Source organism: Nonomuraea sp. NPDC046570 (assembly GCF_040645915.1).
GTDB lineage: Bacteria > Actinomycetota > Actinomycetes > Streptosporangiales > Streptosporangiaceae > Nonomuraea.
The window spans coordinates 22,263-39,417 of record NZ_JBEYZF010000026.1 but is presented as its reverse complement, the minus strand read 5'-3'; the positions used below and the strand labels follow the sequence as shown (position 1 = coordinate 39,417).

The 17,155-nt window shown below is 73.0% G+C and carries 15 protein-coding genes; 5 read left to right on the top strand and 10 right to left on the bottom strand.

Going from position 1 to position 17,155, the window contains the following annotated elements; translation table 11 throughout:
• The first annotated feature begins 33 nt into the window (after positions 1 to 33).
• The 4 genes from ABZ911_RS31715 to ABZ911_RS31700 all read left to right on the top strand — a co-directional run bounded on the left by ABZ911_RS31715 (position 34) and on the right by ABZ911_RS31700 (position 5,363).
• Complete coding sequence (locus ABZ911_RS31715; protein ID WP_358064169.1) at positions 34 to 2,670, top strand: GNAT family N-acetyltransferase; 2,637 nt, start codon at positions 34 to 36, stop codon at positions 2,668 to 2,670.
• A 134-nt stretch (positions 2,671 to 2,804) separates the two neighbouring features.
• A complete protein-coding gene (locus tag ABZ911_RS31710) occupies positions 2,805 to 3,395 on the top strand; it encodes a DUF5998 family protein (RefSeq protein WP_358064166.1) in 591 nt (196 codons plus the stop codon).
• Between the two features lie 19 nt (positions 3,396 to 3,414).
• Positions 3,415 to 4,542 carry a nucleotide pyrophosphatase/phosphodiesterase family protein gene (locus ABZ911_RS31705; RefSeq protein ID WP_358064163.1) on the top strand — a complete coding sequence of 376 codons (1,128 nt, stop codon included), beginning with the start codon at positions 3,415 to 3,417 and terminating at the stop codon, positions 4,540 to 4,542.
• Positions 4,539 to 5,363 (top strand): sulfurtransferase, encoded by an 825-nt coding sequence (locus ABZ911_RS31700; RefSeq protein WP_358064161.1) that lies wholly within the window; start codon positions 4,539 to 4,541, stop codon positions 5,361 to 5,363. Before ABZ911_RS31705 ends, ABZ911_RS31700 begins: the two co-directional genes overlap by 4 nt.
• On the opposite strand, the gene ABZ911_RS31695 is transcribed toward ABZ911_RS31700, so the two are convergent.
• The 4 genes from ABZ911_RS31695 to ABZ911_RS31680 form a co-directional block, all read right to left on the bottom strand.
• Positions 5,329 to 8,022 carry a CHAT domain-containing tetratricopeptide repeat protein gene (locus ABZ911_RS31695; protein WP_358064158.1) on the bottom strand — a complete coding sequence of 898 codons (2,694 nt, stop codon included), beginning with the start codon at positions 8,020 to 8,022 and terminating at the stop codon, positions 5,329 to 5,331. The two genes, ABZ911_RS31700 and ABZ911_RS31695, sit on opposite strands and share 35 nt — an antisense overlap.
• A gap of 141 nt (positions 8,023 to 8,163) precedes the next feature.
• The gene (locus ABZ911_RS31690; protein ID WP_358064155.1) at positions 8,164 to 8,610 is read right to left on the bottom strand and encodes a hypothetical protein; all 447 of its coding nucleotides are present in this window, start codon (positions 8,608 to 8,610) and stop codon (positions 8,164 to 8,166) included.
• The gene (locus ABZ911_RS31685) at positions 8,607 to 9,149 is read right to left on the bottom strand and encodes a sigma-70 family RNA polymerase sigma factor (protein ID WP_358064152.1); all 543 of its coding nucleotides are present in this window, start codon (positions 9,147 to 9,149) and stop codon (positions 8,607 to 8,609) included. The genes ABZ911_RS31690 and ABZ911_RS31685 overlap by 4 nt, the downstream gene beginning before the upstream one ends.
• 43 nt (positions 9,150 to 9,192) lie before the next feature.
• Complete coding sequence (locus ABZ911_RS31680; RefSeq protein WP_358064149.1) at positions 9,193 to 10,257, bottom strand: S8/S53 family peptidase; 1,065 nt, start codon at positions 10,255 to 10,257, stop codon at positions 9,193 to 9,195.
• Positions 10,258 to 10,432: 175 nt separating this feature from the next.
• Between ABZ911_RS31680 and ABZ911_RS31675 the strand changes: the two genes are divergently transcribed.
• The gene (locus ABZ911_RS31675; protein ID WP_358064146.1) at positions 10,433 to 10,927 is read left to right on the top strand and encodes a DUF3145 domain-containing protein; all 495 of its coding nucleotides are present in this window, start codon (positions 10,433 to 10,435) and stop codon (positions 10,925 to 10,927) included.
• A gap of 109 nt (positions 10,928 to 11,036) precedes the next feature.
• Here the strand turns inward: ABZ911_RS31675 and ABZ911_RS31670 are convergent, their stop codons facing one another.
• The 6 genes from ABZ911_RS31670 to ABZ911_RS31645 form a co-directional block, all read right to left on the bottom strand.
• Entirely contained in the window at positions 11,037 to 12,461 is a 1,425-nt protein-coding gene (locus ABZ911_RS31670) for a carboxyl transferase domain-containing protein (protein ID WP_358064144.1), read from the bottom strand.
• A gap of 11 nt (positions 12,462 to 12,472) precedes the next feature.
• On the bottom strand, positions 12,473 to 13,705 hold the full coding sequence (gene fabF / locus ABZ911_RS31665; RefSeq protein ID WP_358064141.1) for a beta-ketoacyl-ACP synthase II: 1,233 nt from the start codon (positions 13,703 to 13,705) through the stop codon (positions 12,473 to 12,475).
• Between the two features lie 37 nt (positions 13,706 to 13,742).
• Positions 13,743 to 13,982 (bottom strand): acyl carrier protein, encoded by a 240-nt coding sequence (locus ABZ911_RS31660; protein ID WP_358064138.1) that lies wholly within the window; start codon positions 13,980 to 13,982, stop codon positions 13,743 to 13,745.
• Positions 13,983 to 14,071: 89 nt separating this feature from the next.
• Complete coding sequence (locus ABZ911_RS31655) at positions 14,072 to 15,028, bottom strand: beta-ketoacyl-ACP synthase III (protein WP_358064136.1); 957 nt, start codon at positions 15,026 to 15,028, stop codon at positions 14,072 to 14,074.
• Complete coding sequence (locus tag ABZ911_RS31650) at positions 15,025 to 15,921, bottom strand: ACP S-malonyltransferase (RefSeq protein WP_358064133.1); 897 nt, start codon at positions 15,919 to 15,921, stop codon at positions 15,025 to 15,027. The genes ABZ911_RS31655 and ABZ911_RS31650 overlap by 4 nt, the downstream gene beginning before the upstream one ends.
• 103 nt (positions 15,922 to 16,024) lie before the next feature.
• Positions 16,025 to 17,149, bottom strand: coding sequence for a helix-turn-helix domain-containing protein (locus tag ABZ911_RS31645; protein WP_358064344.1), 1,125 nt, complete (start codon positions 17,147 to 17,149; stop codon positions 16,025 to 16,027).
• Between the last annotated feature and the right edge of the window lie 6 nt (positions 17,150 to 17,155).

Sequence of the window (17,155 nt, the reverse complement as noted above, 5' to 3'; positions counted from 1 at the left end):
GCGTTGCCCAAAGGGCGCGCGATGTCTTGGCATATGGGATGCGGGTCTACCCTCGGGACTGTGGAGGCTCAGTATCCGGCCCACTGGGAGGCCGACGTCGTCCTGACCGACGGCGGCACCGCGCACGTACGCCCGATCCGGCCGGCCGACGCCGACCGGATGCGCTCCTTCTACTCCCGCCTTTCCGCCGAGACGATCTACTTCCGGTTCTTCGGCCCGCACCCGAGGCTGTCGGACAAGGAGGTCGACCGCTTCACCAACGTCGACTACGTCGACAGGGTCGCGCTGATCGCCACCATCGGCGCCGAGATGGTGGCGGTGATCCGCTACGACCGGATCGAGCCCGGCGAGGCCGAGGTCGCCTTCCTCGTCGAGGACGCCCACCAGGGCCGGGGCGTCGCCTCCATCCTGCTCGAACACCTGGCGGCCACCGCCCGCGAGCGCGGCATCGAGCGCTTCGTCGCCGACGTGCTGCCCGCGAACATGAAGATGATGGCCGTGCTGCGCCAAGCCGGCTACACCGCGCAGAGCCGGTTCGCCGACGGCGTCGTCCGGATGACCCTCGACCTCACGCCCACCGAGACCGCCCAGGACGTCACGACCGCCCGCGAGCACCGCGCCGAGGCCCGCTCGATCGCCCGCCTGCTCACGCCCGGCTCGGTCGCGGTCATCGGCGCCTCCCGCGAGCCCGGCGGCGTCGGCCAGACCGTGCTGCGCAACCTGCTGGCCGCCGACTTCACCGGCCCCGTCTACCCCGTGCACCGCGAGGTGCGGGCGGTGGCGGGGGTGCGCGCCTATCCGAGCGTGACCGCCATCGACGGCGAGGTGGACCTCGCGGTGGTCGCGGTGCCCGCCGACAGCGTGCTCGGCGTGGTCAAGGAGTGCGCGGAGAAGGGGGTGCGCGGCCTGGTCGTCGTCTCCTCCGGCTTCGGCGAGACCGGCCCCGCCGGCCGGGCCAGGCAGGACGAGCTGGCCAGCCTCGCCCGCGCGTACGGCCTGCGCGTGGTCGGCCCCAACTGCCTCGGCATCGCCAACACCGACCCCGCCGTACGGCTCAACGCCACGCTCGCGGCGACCGTCCCCGGGCGCGGCCGGGTCGGCTTCTTCAGCCAGTCGGGCGCGCTCGGCACCGCCCTGCTGCAGCGGGTGGCCCAGCGCGGGATGGGCATCTCCTCGTTCGTGTCGGCGGGCAACCGGGCCGACGTGTCCGGCAACGACCTGCTGCAGTACTGGGAGGAGGATCCGGCGACCGAGGTGATCCTGCTCTACCTGGAGTCCCTCGGAAACCCGCGCAAGTTCACCCGCCTGGCCCGGCGCATCTCGCGCCACAAGCCCATCGTGGTGGTCAAGAGCGGCGGCACCACCCAGGGCGTGCCGATCGGCCACTCCGCCTCGGCGCTGCGCCTGCCCGACACCGCGCTCAGCTCGCTGTTCGCGCAGGCGGGCGTGATCCGCGTGGACGACCTCATCCAGCTCTTCGACGTCGGCCAACTGCTGGCCTACCAGCCGCTGCCCGCGGGACCGCGGGTCGGCCTGGTCACCAACTCCGACGCGCTCGGCCTGCTCGCGGTGGACGCGTGCGTCAGTGCGGAGCTGGAACCCCGCCCGCCGGTGAACCTCGGCCCGGCCGCGGGCGCCGCCGAGTTCGGCACGGCGCTCGCCGGCGTGCTCGCCTCGCCCGACGTGGACGCCGCCGTGGTGATCTACATGCCGCCCATTCCCGGCCGGGCCGACGAGGTGGCCGCCGAGCTGGTCCGGGTGTCGGAGGAGACGGGCAAGCCCGTGCTCGCCACCTTCCAGGGGCATCTCGGCATGCTGAGCGAGCTGAGCGCCGGTGGGGGCGTCACACCGCCGCGCGGGTCCGTGCCCTCCTACGCCGCGCCCGAGGAGGCGGTCAGGGCGCTCGCGCACGTGGTGCGCTACGCCGCCTGGCGCGACCAGCCCGCCGCCCCGCCCCCGCCGCTGGAGGACGTCGACACGGCGGGCGCCCGCGAGCTGGTCGAGTCCGGGAAGGTCGAGGCGGCCGAGCTGCTCGCCCGCTACGGCGTCCAGGTGTGGCCGTCCGAGACGGTCTCCTCGCCGGACGAGGCGGTGGCCGCCGCCGAGCGGCTCGGCTGGCCGGTCGTGCTCAAGGTGGCCGACCCGGAGGCGTCCCGGCGCGCCGGCACGGTACGCCTCGGGCTGGGCGCCCCCGACAGCGTGCGCCACGCCTACGCCGAGTTCACCGCCCTGCTCGGCGACGACGCCGTGCTGGCGGTCCAGCGCATGGCGCCGCAGCCCGCGGTGCCGACCGTGGTCGGCGTCGTGGAGGACCCGGCCTTCGGGCCCGTCGTCTCCTTCGGGCTCGGCGAGGTCACCGCGCGGCTCCTGCGCGACCAGGGCTACCGTCTGGCGCCCCTCACCGGCGAGGACGCGGCCGGGCTGGTCCGCTCGGTGCGCGCGGCCCCCCTGCTGTTCGGCGAGTACGGCTACCCGCCCGTCGCGGTGGACGCTCTGGAGGACCTGCTGGTCCGGGTGGGGCGGCTGGCGCACGACCTGCCGGAGGTGGCCCGCCTCGACCTGGATCAGGTGCTGGTGGGGGAGTCGGGAGTGATCGTGCTCGGCGCCCACGCCGTACTCCACAGCCCTGTCGTGCCCCGCCGCGACGGCGGCCCCCGCCGCCTCAGCTGAATTCCGAATTCCCCAAATGCCATTAGCAACTCGCCCAAAGTCGGAAATGTCATTTTTAATCGCTTTATAGATTGATATATCCCGTTATACGGCAGCCGTATGAGCCACAGGCGGGAGGCTGGCAGGATGGACCCATGAGGGAAACCCGAGTCTCAGCCGCGGGCCTGCGCGAAGCGATCGAGCGCAGCGGCTACTACCCCGACCTCGTCACCGATGCGGTCGAATCCGCGCTGGGCAAGGAGGCGGTGACCGCCTTCGTGGTGCACCACGAGGCCACGTTCGACCCCGCCATGGAGGTGCGCAGGCACGTCACCGTGCTCGTGCTGTCCACCTCCCGCCTGCTGGTCTGCCACACCGACGAGCATCCCCCCGTCGAGGGGGTCTCCTCCGCTCACGCCTCGACCACCACCGAGGCCGTGCGGCTGAGCCGCGTGCAGTCCGTCGCCGTCACCCGCGTGGTGCCCGACCCCGCCTCCTACTCCCCGGGCGTGCCGCCCACCGAGGTGACCCTCACCATCGGCTGGGGCGCCATCTCCCACGTCGACCTGGAACCGGCCACCTGCGGAGACGAGAACTGCGAGGCCGACCACGGCTACACCGGCGCGATCACCGCCGACGACCTGTCCCTGCGGGTCAGCGAGGCGGCCGACGGTCCCGAAGCCGTCACCCACGTCCTCGCCTTCGCCAAGGCGCTGTCGGAGGCCACCGCTCTCGCCGCCACCTGACACGGCGCATACTCAAGGCATGGAACCGACCCCCACGATTCCCGCCTACGGTGGTTCGTCACTCGCCGACCTGCCCCGCTCCCTGCTGGGCGCGCTCGGCGTCGGCGACGGCAACGTGCTCGGCCTCGAACCCGCCCGCCGGGTCTGCCTGTTCCTGGTGGACGGGCTCGGCGCCGAGCTGCTGCGCGCCCACGCCGACCGCGCGCCCTTCCTGTCCGGCCTGACCAGCAGGGTGCTGACCGCCGGATTCCCCGCCACGACGGTCACCAGCCTGTGCTCGCTCGGCACCGGGGTCCCGCCGGGCGACCACGGGATGCTCGGCATGCTGCTGGCCGTGCCCGGCACCGGCCACCTGTTGAACTGCCTGCGCTGGACCCTGCCCAGAGGCGTCGAACCGATGGACCCGGCCACCTGGCAGCCCGCCACCACCGTCTACCAGCAGGCGTACGCCGACGGCGTCGCCTCCACCTACGTCGCGCCCGCCGCCTTCGAGGGCACCGGTCTGACCGACGCCGTCTACCGCGGCGTCTCCTACGTCCCCGCCGACACGGTGGACGCCAGGGTCGCGGGGGTCAAGGCGGCCATGGCGGAACCGCGCGCGCACGTCACCGTTTACTACGGCGACCTCGACGCCGCCGGGCACATGACCGGCTGGGGCAGCGAGGAGTGGCTCGACCAGCTCGCCATCGTCGACCGGATGGCCGAGCGCCTGGCCGAGACGCTGCCGCCGGGCTCCGCGCTGTACGTCACCGCCGACCACGGCATGATCAACGTGACCGAGAAGATCGACGCCGAGACCGTTCCGGCCCTGGTGGAAGGCGTCGCGATGCTCGGCGGTGACGCCAGGGCCCGGCACGTGTACACCGTCGACGGTGGCGCCGCCGACACCCTGGCCGCCTGGCGTGAGACGCTGTCCGGCAAGGCGTGGGTGGTCTCCCGGCAGGAGGCCGTCGAGTCCGGCTGGTTCGGGCCCGTGGTGCGGCAGCGGTGGCTGGGCAGGATCGGGGACGTGGTGGCGGTGCCGTACGCCGACTGTGCGATCATCACCGCGGCGAGTCACCCGATCGAGGCGCTCTTCACCGGCTACCACGGCTCGCTCACGCCGATCGAGCAGCATGTACCACTTCTGGAGGTAAGCACCCGATGAGCCCGCTGATCACCGCCGCCGACCTCGCAGACGCGGGCGAGGTCACCGTCCTCGACGTACGCTTCCGGCTCACGGCGTCGGCGGGCGGGCCGACCGGAGCCTCGCTGTACGCCGAGGGGCACATCCCCGGGGCAGCCTTCTGCGACCTCGACGCCGACCTGGCCGCGCCGCCCGGCAGCGGCGGGCGCCACCCACTGCCGTCCGCCGAGTCGTTCGAGGAGGCGATGCGGCGGCTGGGCGTGCGCGCCGGGCGGATGGTCGCCGTGTACGACGACGCCGACTCCACGGCCGCCGCGCGGGCCTGGTGGACGCTGCGCTACTTCGGCCACTCCGACGTCCGCGTTCTCGACGGTGGGTTCCGCGCCTGGACCGAGGCGGGGCTGTCGGTCACGCGGGAGACGGAACAGCCTCCGCGCGGCGACTTCACGGCCAGGCCCGGCGGGATGCCGATCCTCACCGCCGACGAGGCCGGCTCGTTGGCGAAGACCGGCCTGCTCCTCGACGCCCGCGCCGCCGAACGCTACCGGGGCGAGGTGGAGCCGATCGACCCGGTCGCCGGGCACGTCCCCGGCGCGGTCAACGCCCCCACGGCGGCGAACGTCGGCCCCGACGGCCGATTCCTCACCTCCGCGTCACTCCGCTCCCGGTTCACCGGCCTGGGCGCCCGCGAGGGCGTCGAGGTCGGCGCCTACTGCGGCTCAGGCGTCACCGCCGCCCACGAGGTCCTGGCCCTGGAACTGGCCGGCATCCCCGCCGCCCTCTACGTCGGCTCCTGGTCCCACTGGCTCACCGACCCGACCCGCCCGGTCGCCACGGGCTGACCGGTTGGCCGGTTGCCGGTCTCGCCAGGGGCTGGTTGCCCGCGCCGAAGCAGGCGAAGCCGAGGGTGCCGGTCCGGGCGGTGGCCGTGGCCAGGGCCGCAGCCGGTGAGGCGCCACCGGCGAGGAGTTCGTGGAACAGCGTCATCACCTTCACGGCCTCCTCGTCGTCCACCGGCACCAGGCCCGCGACGACACAGGCCACACCCCGCGCCAGGAACGTACCGGCGAGCCCGAGCGGCGCGCCCTCGGCGGGGACGTGCGCCATCCCGCTGTCACACGCCGACAGCACGACGAGCCGCGGCGGCCGGCGCAGGGTCAGCAGGTCGTAGGCCATCAGCGGGCCGTCGTCGAGCGTGATGGCCGACAGCAGCGGGCTCCGGGAGTGGAACACACCGTGGGTGGCCAGGTGCAGCACGTCCGCCCGGTCCAGCGCGTCGAGCACCTCGCCCGTACGCGCCGCCACCCGCTCCGCCCGCCCATGACACCTGAGCACCCGCTCGACCTCGGCCTCCGCGTACTCAAGCCCGGGTCCCGCCGCGGCCACCACCAGCGGACCGCCCCGGGAACCGGCCACAGCCTGGACGGCGGGTTCCGGCGACTGGGCGGCGAGCCAGGCGGCCGTGCTGGGGGCGACGCTCACCGGGCGGGCGTGCAGGGAGGGCAGAGCCGACCAGGGGAGGGTGTGCAGCGCTCCGGTGGGGACGACGACCAGCGGGTGGCCGGCGAGCTCCGCCTTGAACGGGCCAAGCAGCAGCTCTTCCAACTGCGCCCCCTCGGCGGTGACCGGGGTGGGTTCGTGGGGCCGGGAAAGCGTGGCGCAGTCGCCGAGGATGGCGCGGCGCAGGCCGTACCTGAGCATCATGACGGCCTCGGCCGCCGTGGTCGCCGCGCAGAGGCGGCGCAGCAGGACGCGGTCCCGGGAGATGAGGACGGCGAGCAGGTCGTCGCCGTGCCGGATGAACTCGATCAGCACGGTTCCGGCGAGAGCCGTTCGGACGGCGTCGAGTGAGGGGGCCGCCGGGGCGCCGGTCGCGGCGACGGCCCGCCAGCGTTCCGCCCAGGCGAACACCTCCTCGGGCTCCCCGCCCTTGACGGCGAGGTCGAGGCCGAGGTCGGCCAGCCGCTCGCCCGCCCGGACCGCGTGCGCCTTGTGCGAGGGGTCCTCCAGCGTCCCGGCCCGCGCGCCCACGTTCGCCAGCCCGTCGAGCACCGCCCGGTACGCGGCCGCCGTGTCGCCGCGCAGCGCGGCCTGCAACGCCGCCGCGTGCCGGCTGACGACCGCCGGGACGCCGTCGTCGCGCGCGCCGGGCTGCAGGTACGCGGCCTGCTGCCGGGAGGCCAGCCGGGTCAGCACCAGCGACCCGCCCCCGGCCCCGTACGCGAAGGCCAGGTGACGGCCCGAGACTCCCTCGCCGGAGTCAGGGGCGGGTTCGGGCTCCGGCGCGGGTGCCGCGCCGGGGCCGGGCTCGGCGGGCTCGTTCGCGTTGATGCGGTCGAGCTCGGCCAGGGCGGCGTCCTCGTCGCCGAGGGTGAGCGCCACCTCGGCCGCCGCCAGCCGCAGCGCCGCGGACCCGGCATGATGCCCGTGATCCTCCAACTCCCGCACGCAGGCGAGGAACTCCGCCAGCAGCTCCGCCCGGGCCGGTTCGAGCACCAGCCGGGCCCGCAGCACGACCTCGGCGGCCAGCGGCACCCAGGAGGCGCGATCCTGCGAGGCCAGCTCGGCCTTGGCCTGCTCGGCCACGGATACGGCCTGCCGGGCGTCCCCGGCCAGCAACTCCACCTGGGCCAGCTTCAGCCGCGCCTCGGCCAGCGCCACCCGGGCCCCCGACGCCTCAAGGTCGGGAATGGCCAGCCGCAGCAGCGCCCGCGCCTCGCCCGGCAGATGGGCGGCCAGCAGGGCGCCCGCGAAGTCGGCGCGCATCGTGGCCAGCCGCTCGGGGAACCCGAACAGCGTGTCCTCGGAGGCCCGGTAGTGGGCGAAGGCTCGGGGGATGTCGCCTTGCCGTACCGCGAGGAAGGGCAGGTTGGCGGCGGCGAGCCTGGCCAGGTGGGCCAGGCCGGCGCGCTGGGCCACGTCGAGGCAGCCGCCGATGTCGCGGGTCGCGGCGTCCCAGCGGCCCCGGTAGGCGTGCACGAGCCCGCGGTTGAGCAGGCCCCCGGCCAGGAAGCGCAGGTCGTCGACGGTGCCGGGAGCATCGGCGAGTACGGCTAAGGCCCGGTCGCAGCAGGCGATCGCCTCCTGGTGCCGCCCGAGGTGAGCCAGGGCGACGGCCCGCTGGGTGTCGAGTTTGGCGCGGTCGAGCGGCGACAGGTAGGACCAGGCGAGCGCGGCCACCCGCAGCGCCTGCAGCGGATGGCCGCGCTCGGTGCGCACCGTCACCAGCGAGAGCCTGGCCTGGGCCAGCCGCTCCGCGGGCGCACCGGTCGTGGCGATCGCGCGGCGCAGGTGACATTCGGCGTTCTGCAGGTCACCGAGCTCCCGGGAGGCCAGCGCCATCGCCCGCAGCGCGATCACGGCGGGCTCGACGGCCTCCATGCGCTCGGCCGCCGCCAGCACCTCGCGGGCGCTGGCCAGCGCGTGACCTGGGTCGATTCCCGAGCTGAGAACGGCCGCCTCGGCGGCCCCCACCAGTTCCTTCCAGGCCACATCGGTCACCGATCACCTACAGAGCGGTAAGGAAACGTGGCTGTGTGCCGCACGTCGGGCTCCCGGTTCTGTCGGAGGGTTTGATCGGCACCGGCTACGGCGGCCGCAGGAGCGGGTGTCGAGTCCCCCGCCCGAAGGCGGGGGAGAAGGTCACGGTCTGATGCGCACCCACCGGGTGGCCACCGGGCGGTGGCCGGGTCGGTGGCAGACCACACTGAACCAGCCCGGCGGCAGACCCGTCGCCGCGAACTGGCCGCCCGGGGCCGGTATGCGGGTCACCGTCAGGTGGGGCGTGCGGATGTCGACGGTGCTGTCCTGCCCGGGGTACGGGGACACCCGGCCGGTCAGGTCGATCAGCCCGTCGCCGATCGTCACCTCCAGATCGAAGAGCAGGTCGTCGGTGGCGAAGCGGACCACGCGCGGCCCCTCGGCCCCGCGGACGCCGCGGGTGGCGGCGCACTGGACGGGGGCGGCGGTGACGGCGTGGGCCAGTCGTAGCGAATAGAGATCCCGGGCGGTCGCCGACACATGTGCGGGTATCGGGTCGTGCCCGGAGGCGATGCGGAGGGCGGCTAGGAGATATTCGTCGTCGATCATGGCACCAATTCCTCTAGAGAGATCAGGGTGCGCAGCTTGTCGAGACAGCGGGCCTTGGTAGGACCGACACTGCCCGCGGGCACGCCCAGCCGTACCGCTAGTTGCTGGTTGCCGGTGTCGCCGGCGACCAGTCGGAGGAGCGTGCGGCATGGTTCGTGCAGGGTGGAGATCGCCTGCCAGAGCAGGCGCCCCTCGTCGGCTTCGAGGATGGCCGACGCGGGATCCGCTTCACAAGGGTGCGACGCGGTGTCGAGTGCGGACTCGGCACCGCCCCTGCGTGCGATGAGCATGGCTTCGCGCCGGACGGTGGTGGACAGCCACGCGCCGATGCTCGCCGGTTCCCTGATGCAGGAGAGGTGCTCAAGCAATCGCAGCCAGGTTCCTTGGACGGCGTCCGCGGTATCGGCCTCGTTGAGCCCGCACGCGCGGGCGACCGACCACAGTTGCTGACCGAACCTCGCCTCGAGATCACACCAGGCCGAGTGGTCTCCTGCTGCCATGGCTACAAGCAGCTCCGCCCCGCCGCGCGGATCTTCCACTCTGCCTCCTCGTAATCGGTCGAGGACTGAGTGTGAACTCTATCTACCGGGGAGGATCTAGGTCCTCGGATCGACGATTTTTCCCCGCCACCACGACGCCCAGACCTGCGACGCGCCGGATTCCGGGCCCTTCGAGGAGGTGAGCGGCGGCCTCGGCCGGGGTCCGCTCGCGGGCCGCCTCGGCGATCGCTCCGGTGACGAGCGCGGCGGCGAAGGAGGTGCCGCTCCAGCGGGCGTACCCGGCGAAGTCGCCGACCTCCAGGAAGGCGCTGGTCAGCCACTCGCCGGGGGCGCAGGCGTCCACCCACGGCCCGTACGCCGAGAACGGCGCCCGCGACTCGCCCGCTGAGTCGAGCGCGCCGACCCCGATCACGCCGGGCAGCGCGGCGGGCCAGAGCGGGCGGTCGGCGCCGGTGTTGCCCGCGCAGGCGACGGTGACCGTGGCGGGCAGCCCGGCCAGCGCGTCGGCCAGCAGCGGCGAGGGCTTGTCGTCGAAGGTGTGGCCGCCGAAGGAGAGGTTGAGCACCTGGGGCGCCCGCTCGCGCAGCCGGTACAGGGCGCGCAGGACGCCGGCCTCGTCTCCGATGCCGTCGCTGTCGAGCACCCGCGTCACCCGCAGCGCGGCTTCGGGCGCGCCCCGCAGGATCAGCCCCGCGACGAACGTGCCGTGGCCGGCCTGCGCGCCGAGCCGCCCGTCGCCGGGGGAGCCGGGCAGGTCCGCGCACTCCCTGCCGAGCGCGGTGTACCAGTCGCTGCCGGACCACCAGCGGTGCGGCGCGATCCCGGTGTCGAGCACGCCGACGGTCACAGGGTGTCGCGCCGGGCGCGCCGTGAAGTCCTCCGGCTCGGCGGGGAAGGGCCGTGAGGCGGGCCCGCCGAAGAACAGCGGCTGCCCGACGAGCACGTGGTTGGGCGAGGCGCGGTGTCCCTCCTCGCGCAACCGCACCACCAGTTCGCACGGATCCACCCCAGGCGTCAGTCTGATCCGGCAGACCCCGTCCGCCTCGGCGACCGCTTGCGTCCACTGCGCCACAGCCGACACCGCGCTCCGATCGGTAAGGAGCTGACCTGGGCGGATGAGAGCGGCGCCGACCGCTTGGGCGTTCATGGCGCTGTATCTTTCCGCCTCGGGACGGGTGTCACGTGCCACTGGCGCAACATCTTGGTATAGCCCCCCACTGGTGTCAGGTCGCAACCGACGGTAGTCTCTCCCTAGTCACTTGTGATCATCCCGGGGCGAGGCCGTTGGGGAAGGCGCACCTCGTACCGAAACGGGAGGTCCGGTGTCTGCTCGTGGCGTGCTTTACGTCCACTCGGCTCAGCCCGCGCTGTGCCCTCATATCGAATGGGCAGTCGCGGGTGTCCTTGGCGTGCCCGTAGACCTGACGTGGACCCCCCAACCGGCCGCGCCCGGCGTTCTGCGCGCGCAGGCCGAATGGGAAGGACGCGCGGGCATCGCCGCGGCGATCGCCTCCTCTCTCATGGGCTGGCAACGCATCCGATTCGAGATCACCGAGGACGCCTCGCCCGGCGTCGACGGGTCCCGGCATGCCTACACGCCGACGCTCGGCGCCTTCACCGCCGTCACCGGCGCCGCGGGCGACATCCTGATCCCCGAGGACCGATTGCGGGCCGCCATGCTGATGTCGGCGCAGGGGCGGTGCGCGCTGGAGGACGAGCTGGACCGCATGCTCGGCCGCCCGTGGGACGAGGAGTTGGAGCCGTTCCGCTACGCCGGCGACGGCGCCCCCGTCCGCTGGCTGCACGCCGCCGTCTGACCGCCCGCACCCCCTTCGCCCGTACGGCCGGGGCCGCTCCTCCTCCCGAAGCGGCCCCCGGAACGCGAGAAGGTCCCCGCCACCAGGCGGGGACCTTCTCGTTCACGTTCTACAGCGGGATGTTGCCGTGCGCCCCCCTGGCAGGGGTGGCCTGGGCGAGCACCTTGGCGATCGCGCCGCGCGTCTCCTCGGGCTTGATGACCTCGTCGATCACGCCCAGCTCCTGCGCCCGCTGCAGGCCACCGGCCTGCAGCTGGTGCTCCTCGGCCAGCTTCGCCTCCAGCTCGGCCCGTTCCTCCTCGGGGGCGGCGGCCAGCTGGCGCCGCTTGAGGACGCGCACCGCGGCGACCGCGCCCATGACGGCGATCTCGGTCGTCGGCCAGGCGAACACCTTGGTGGCGCCCAGCGAGCGGGAGTTCATCGCGATGTAGGCGCCGCCGTACGCCTTGCGGGTGACCAGCGTGACGCGCGGCACGGACGCCTCGGCGAAGGCGTGCAGCAGCTTGGCGCCGCGCCTGACCACGCCGTCGTGCTCCTGCCCGACACCGGGGAGATATCCGGGCACGTCCACCAGGACAACCAAAGGGACGCCGAAAGCGTCACACATACGAACGAAGCGGGCGGCTTTCTCGGCGGACGTGGCGTCGAGGCAGCCGCCGAGCCGCATCGGGTTGTTGGCGATCACACCGACCGTCCGGCCCCCGAGGCGGCCGAGCGATGTGACGATGTTGGGCGCCCACTTCGGGTGCAGCTCAAGGCCGGGCTCGTCGAGCAGACCGTTGACGAGCGGCTTGACGTCGTAGGCACGCCTGGCCGACTCGGGCAGCAGGGAGGAGAAGTCGACCTCGCCGACGCTGTCGGCGCGCACCCGGCCCTGGTGGCCGAGCAGCACCGCGAGCTGGCGGGCGCGCAGCAGCGCGTCGGCCTCGGTCTTGGTGACGATGTGCACGACGCCGCTGCGCTTGCTGTGCGGCTCGGGGCCGCCCAGCGCCGCGCTGGTGACGTCCTCGCCGGTGACGCTGCGCACGACGTCGGGGCCGGTCACGAAGATGCGGCCCTCGTCGGCGAGGATGACGACATCGGTGAGCGCGGGACCGTAGGCGGCGCCGCCGGCGGCGGGACCGACGACCACGGAGATCTGCGGGACGACGCCCGACGCCTTGGTCATGGCGGCGAAGACGCGCCCGACGGCGTGCAGCGACTCGACGCCTTCGGCGAGCCGCGCGCCACCGGAGTGCCAGACGCCGATGACCGGAACCCGCTCGCGCACCGCGACGTCATAGGCGTGGCCGATGTGCTCGCAGCCCTCGCCGCCCATCGCGCCGCCCTGGAAGCGGGCGTCGCTGCAGAAGGCGACCACGGGCACGCCCTCGACGCGGCCCATCGCGGCCAGCACGCCGCTGTTGTCCTCGGGCGTGATCAGTCGCAGCGAGCCCTCGTCGAGCATCGCGGAGAGGCGGACGACGGGGTCGCGGGGATCGGCGGCGTCCTGTTCGGAGGACGCCGTCACCACCCCGTTGTCGAGCACGGTCATCTGGAGCTCCCTCAGTGCGTGGCGAAGACGACGGCCACATTGTGGCCACCGAACCCGAACGAGTTGTTGACCGCGGCGATGTCGCCCTCGGGCAGCTTGCGGGACTCGCCGTGAACGAGGTCCACCTCGATGCCGTCGTCAGGGTTGGCCAGGTTGATCGTGGCGGGCACGATGCGCTCCTGGAGCGCCTTGATCGTGAACACCGACTCGATGCCGCCGGCGCCGCCCAGCAGGTGGCCGGTCATGGACTTGGTCGAGGTGACGAGCGGGTGGGTGCCGATGGACTTGGCGATCGACTGCACCTCGATCACGTCGCCCGCGGGGGTCGACGTGCCGTGCGCGTTGATGTGCCTGATGTCGGTGCCGGAGACGCCCGAGTCGGTCAACGCCATGGTCATCGCCATGATGATGCCCCTGCCCTCGGGTTCGGGCTGGGTGATGTGGTGGGAGTCGGCGGAGTAGCCGACACCGGCCGCGTAGCCGTACACGCGGGCGCCGCGGGCGCGGGCGTGCTCCTCGGACTCCAGGACGACGATGCCGGCGCCCTCGCCGAGCACGAAGCCGTCACGGTCGCGGTCCCACGGGCGCGAGGCGCCCTGCGGGTCGTCGTTGCGGGTCGACATGGCCCGCGCCGCCGCGAAGGCGGCGATGTTGAGCGGGTGGATGGCGGCCTCGGTGCCACCGGCGACGACCACGTCCGCCCGGCCCGACCTGATCATGTCCATCGCGTAGCCGATCGCCTCGGCGCCGGAGGCGCAGGCGGAGACGGTGGCGTGCACGCCGGCCATGGCGCCCAGGTCGAGACCGATCCAGGCGGCGGGGCCGTTGGGCATGAGCATGGGCACGGTGAACGGCGAGAGCCGGTTCCAGCCCTTCTCCTTGAAGGTGTCGTAGGCCGACAGCGTGGTGGTGATGCCACCGATGCCGCTGGAGACCACGACGCCGAGTCGCTCGGGCGCCACGTCGGGCGCGCCCGCGTCCCGCCAGGCCTCACGGGAGGCCACCAGGGCGAACTGCTCGCTCCGGTCGAGGCGCCGGGCCTCGGGCCGGGGCAGCACCTCGGCCGGGTCGACGGCCGCGGTTCCCGCGAACTTCACGGGGACGGCGTCGACCCAGTCCTCGGTGAGCGTGCGAACACCAGACTGACCGGCGAGGAGCGCCGACCAGGTCGAGGTGACGTCTCCACCGAGGGGCGTCGTCGCGCCGAGCCCGGTGACGACGACACGTACCCGGTTTGCACTCACTTGTTTACGCTCCTTGTCGATCAGCAGGGGTACTCGTTCAGGCCTGGATGAAGCTGAGGACGTCCTTGACCGTCTTCAGGTTCTTGAGCTGGTCGTCCGGAATCTCGACGCCGAACTCGTCCTGGGCGGCCACGGCGATCTCGACCATCGACAGGGAGTCGATGTCGAGGTCGTCCACGAAGCTCTTCTCCGGGGTGACGTCGGAGGCCGGGATACCGGTGATCTCGTTGACGATCTTGCCGAGGCCCTCGAGGATCTCCTGCTCGGTGGCTGCCATGTCGGTGGTTCTCCTTTAGGTTTCTTACTCTGGGTTCTGCACGGCCACGCCGCACAAACTCTGGAGGTACGGCGAAGCCGTACCGGATCCTATGGAATCTCGATCACTTGGCCCGCATAGGTCAGCCCCGCCCCGAAGCCGAGCAGCAGGGCGAGCCCGCCTGACTGCACCTCGCCGCGCTCGATCATGCGCGACAGGGCCAGCGGCACGGAGGCCGCCGAGGTGTTGCCCGCCAGGACGATGTCGCGGGCGATGACCGCCTGCTCGGCGCCCAGCTTACGGGCGATGGTCTCGATGATGCGCAGGTTGGCCTGGTGCGGGACGAAGGCGGCCAGCTCCGACGGGTCCACCCCGGCGCGCTCGCAGGCCTCCTTGGCCACCGGGTGCAGCGCGGTGGTGGCCCAGCGGAAGACCGTCTGGCCCTCCTGGTGCAGGAACGAGTCGCGGTCCTTGATGATGATCGCGTCGTACTTGTCGCCGGCGCTGCCCCAGACCACCGGGCCGATGGCCGGGGTCTCGGAGCGGCTGACGACGGCCGCGCCGGCGCCGTCGGCGAAGATCACCGCGGTCGCCCGGTCGGTCCAGTCGATCCACTGGGAGAGCTTCTCGGTGCCGACGACCAGCACGTTGCGGGCCGAGCCCGAGCGGACGGCGGAGTCGGCCGCGGCCAGCGCGTAGCAGAAGCCGGCGCACGCGGCGTTGACGTCGAACGCACCGGGCGCGCCGATGCCGAGGCGGTGCGCGACCCGGCCGGCCACGTTGGGGATGGTCGACTCGGGCGTGCAGGTGGCGACGATGACCAGGTCGATGTCGGTGGCGGCGAGCCCGCTGGCGGCCAGTGCCTTGCCGCCGGCCTGGATCGCCATGTCGACCTCGGACTCGCCGGCCGGGGCGATCCTGCGCTCCTTGATGCCGACCCGGCTCTGGATCCACTCGTCGTTGGTGGCGATCGTCTTGGCGAGATCGTCGTTGGTGACGACGTCGCTGGGCTGGTAGTGGCCGAAGGCGAGTACCTTCGAGCCGGGCGCCGCTTCGGGGATCCTCACTTGAGCAGCTCCCTGGCCGAGTCGAGGTCGTCGGGTGTCTTGAGGGCGACGGTCCGCACGCCGCGCAGGCCGCGCTTGGCCAGGCCGGTCAGCGTGCCACCGGGCAGCAGTTCGATCATCGCGGTGACGCCCAGCCCCGCCATGGTCTCCATGCACGAGTCCCACCGGACGGGGTTGCTCACCTGGGTGACCAGCCGGTCGAGGATCTCGGCGCCGCTCTCGACGACCTGGCCGTCGGCGTTGGACAGCAGCCGGGTGTGCGGGTCGGCGGGGGTGAGCCCGGCGGCGGCCTGCCGCATCCGCTCCACGGCCGGGGCCATGTGCACGGTGTGGAAGGCGCCCGCCACGGACAGCGGGATCAGCCTGGCGCGGGCCGGCGGCTCCTCCTTGAAGGCGGCGAGCTGCTCCAGCGTGCCCGCCGCGACGATCTGCCCGGCGCCGTTGACGTTGGCGGGGGTCAGGCCGTGCTTGTCGAGGGAGGCCAGCACCTCGTCCTCGGCGCCGCCCAGCACGGCGGTCATGCCGGTCTGGGTGACCGCGGCGGCCTTGGCCATCGCCTGGCCGCGCTCGCGGACCAGGCCGAGCGCCTGCTCGGGGGTCAGCACCCCGGCGAGGGCGGCCGCGGCCAGTTCGCCGACGCTGTGGCCGGCCAGCAGGTCAGGGGTCGCGCCGAGCGCCTCGGCGGCGGCCAGGGAGGCGGCCACGAGGAGGGGCTGGGCGACGGCGGTGTCGCGGATCTCGTCGGCGTCGGCGGTGGTGCCGTAGGCGATCAGGTCGAGCCCGGCGACCTCCGACCAGGCGGACAGCCGGTCCGCCAGGCCGGGTAGCTCAAGCCATGGGGACAGGAATCCTGGAGTCTGGGCGCCTTGGCCCGGAGCGACGAGTACGAGCACGAAATCCACCTTGCCCTGTGGAACTTCACTACAGGGGTAGAGATCTGCACGAACTTTGTCCGGGGTACTTTGTAGGACTCCTACAGTACGGGTTTCGGGCGGGTTACGTTAGAGCCCGCCAGGTTACGGCGCTCTCAGACAGCCTGCCCAGGATCAGCCCGACCTGCAAGGTGAAGGCGGATCTGCCCTCCGTCGGCTGGTACCCGGTGAGTTCGGTGATCTTCTTGAGCCGGTAGCGGACCGTGTTCGGGTGCACGAACAGCAGCCTGGCGGTGGCCTCCAGCGACGTGCCCTGCTCCAGGTAGGTCGCCAGCGTGTCGAGCAGCGGGGTGCCGGTCAGCGGCTGGAAGACGTTCTCGACGAGCTGCGCCCTGGCGTCCTCGTCGCCGTCCAGCGCCCGCTCGGCGAGCAGATCCTCGGCGTGCACCGGGCGCGGCGCGTCCGGCCAGCCCGAGGAGGCCTTGAGCCCGGCGATCGCCGCCCTGGCCGAGCGGGCCGCCGCGTGCAGGTCGGGCACCTCGGGGCCGATGACGATGGAGCCGGGCCCGAAGCGGGGGACCACCTGCCGGGCCGCGCCCTCCACGCTGGCGGCGCCGCCGACGATCACGATCAGCCGGTCGGCCTGGACGCCGGCCAGCAGGTCCATGCCGATGCGGCGGCCCTTCTCGCGCAGTCCGTCGATCACCGCGCGCGGGTCGTCGTCGGGCGCGTGCCCGGCGATCACGACCACGGGGGAGGAGGTCCAGCCGAGCGCCGCCGCCCACGAGTGCAGGCCGTCGTCGACCTCGCCGCGGACGAGGGCGTCGACGATGAGCGCCTCCAGCCGGGCGTCCCAGGCGCCGCGCGCCTCGGCCTCGCGGGCGTACACCTGGGCGGCGGCGAAGGCGACGTCGCGGGTGTAGCGGAGCATGGCCTGTTCGAGCTGGTCGCCGCCGCCGGGCGCGGCCAGCTCGTCGGTCATCGTCTCGACGACCTCGACGACGATGCGCACGATGTCGACGGTCTGCTGCAGCGAGATCGAGCGCTTGAGCTCGCGCGGCGCGGTGCCGAAGAACTCGATGCTGGGCGTGGGCCGGCCCTCGCCCGCGTGCTGGAACCACTCCACGAACGCGGCGATGCCGGCCTGGGCGACCAGGCCCACCCAGGAGCGGTCCTCGGCGCTGAGCGCCCTGAACCAGGGCAGCCGGTCGTCCATCCGGGCCATGGCCGCGGTGCCCAGGGTGCCCATGTTGCG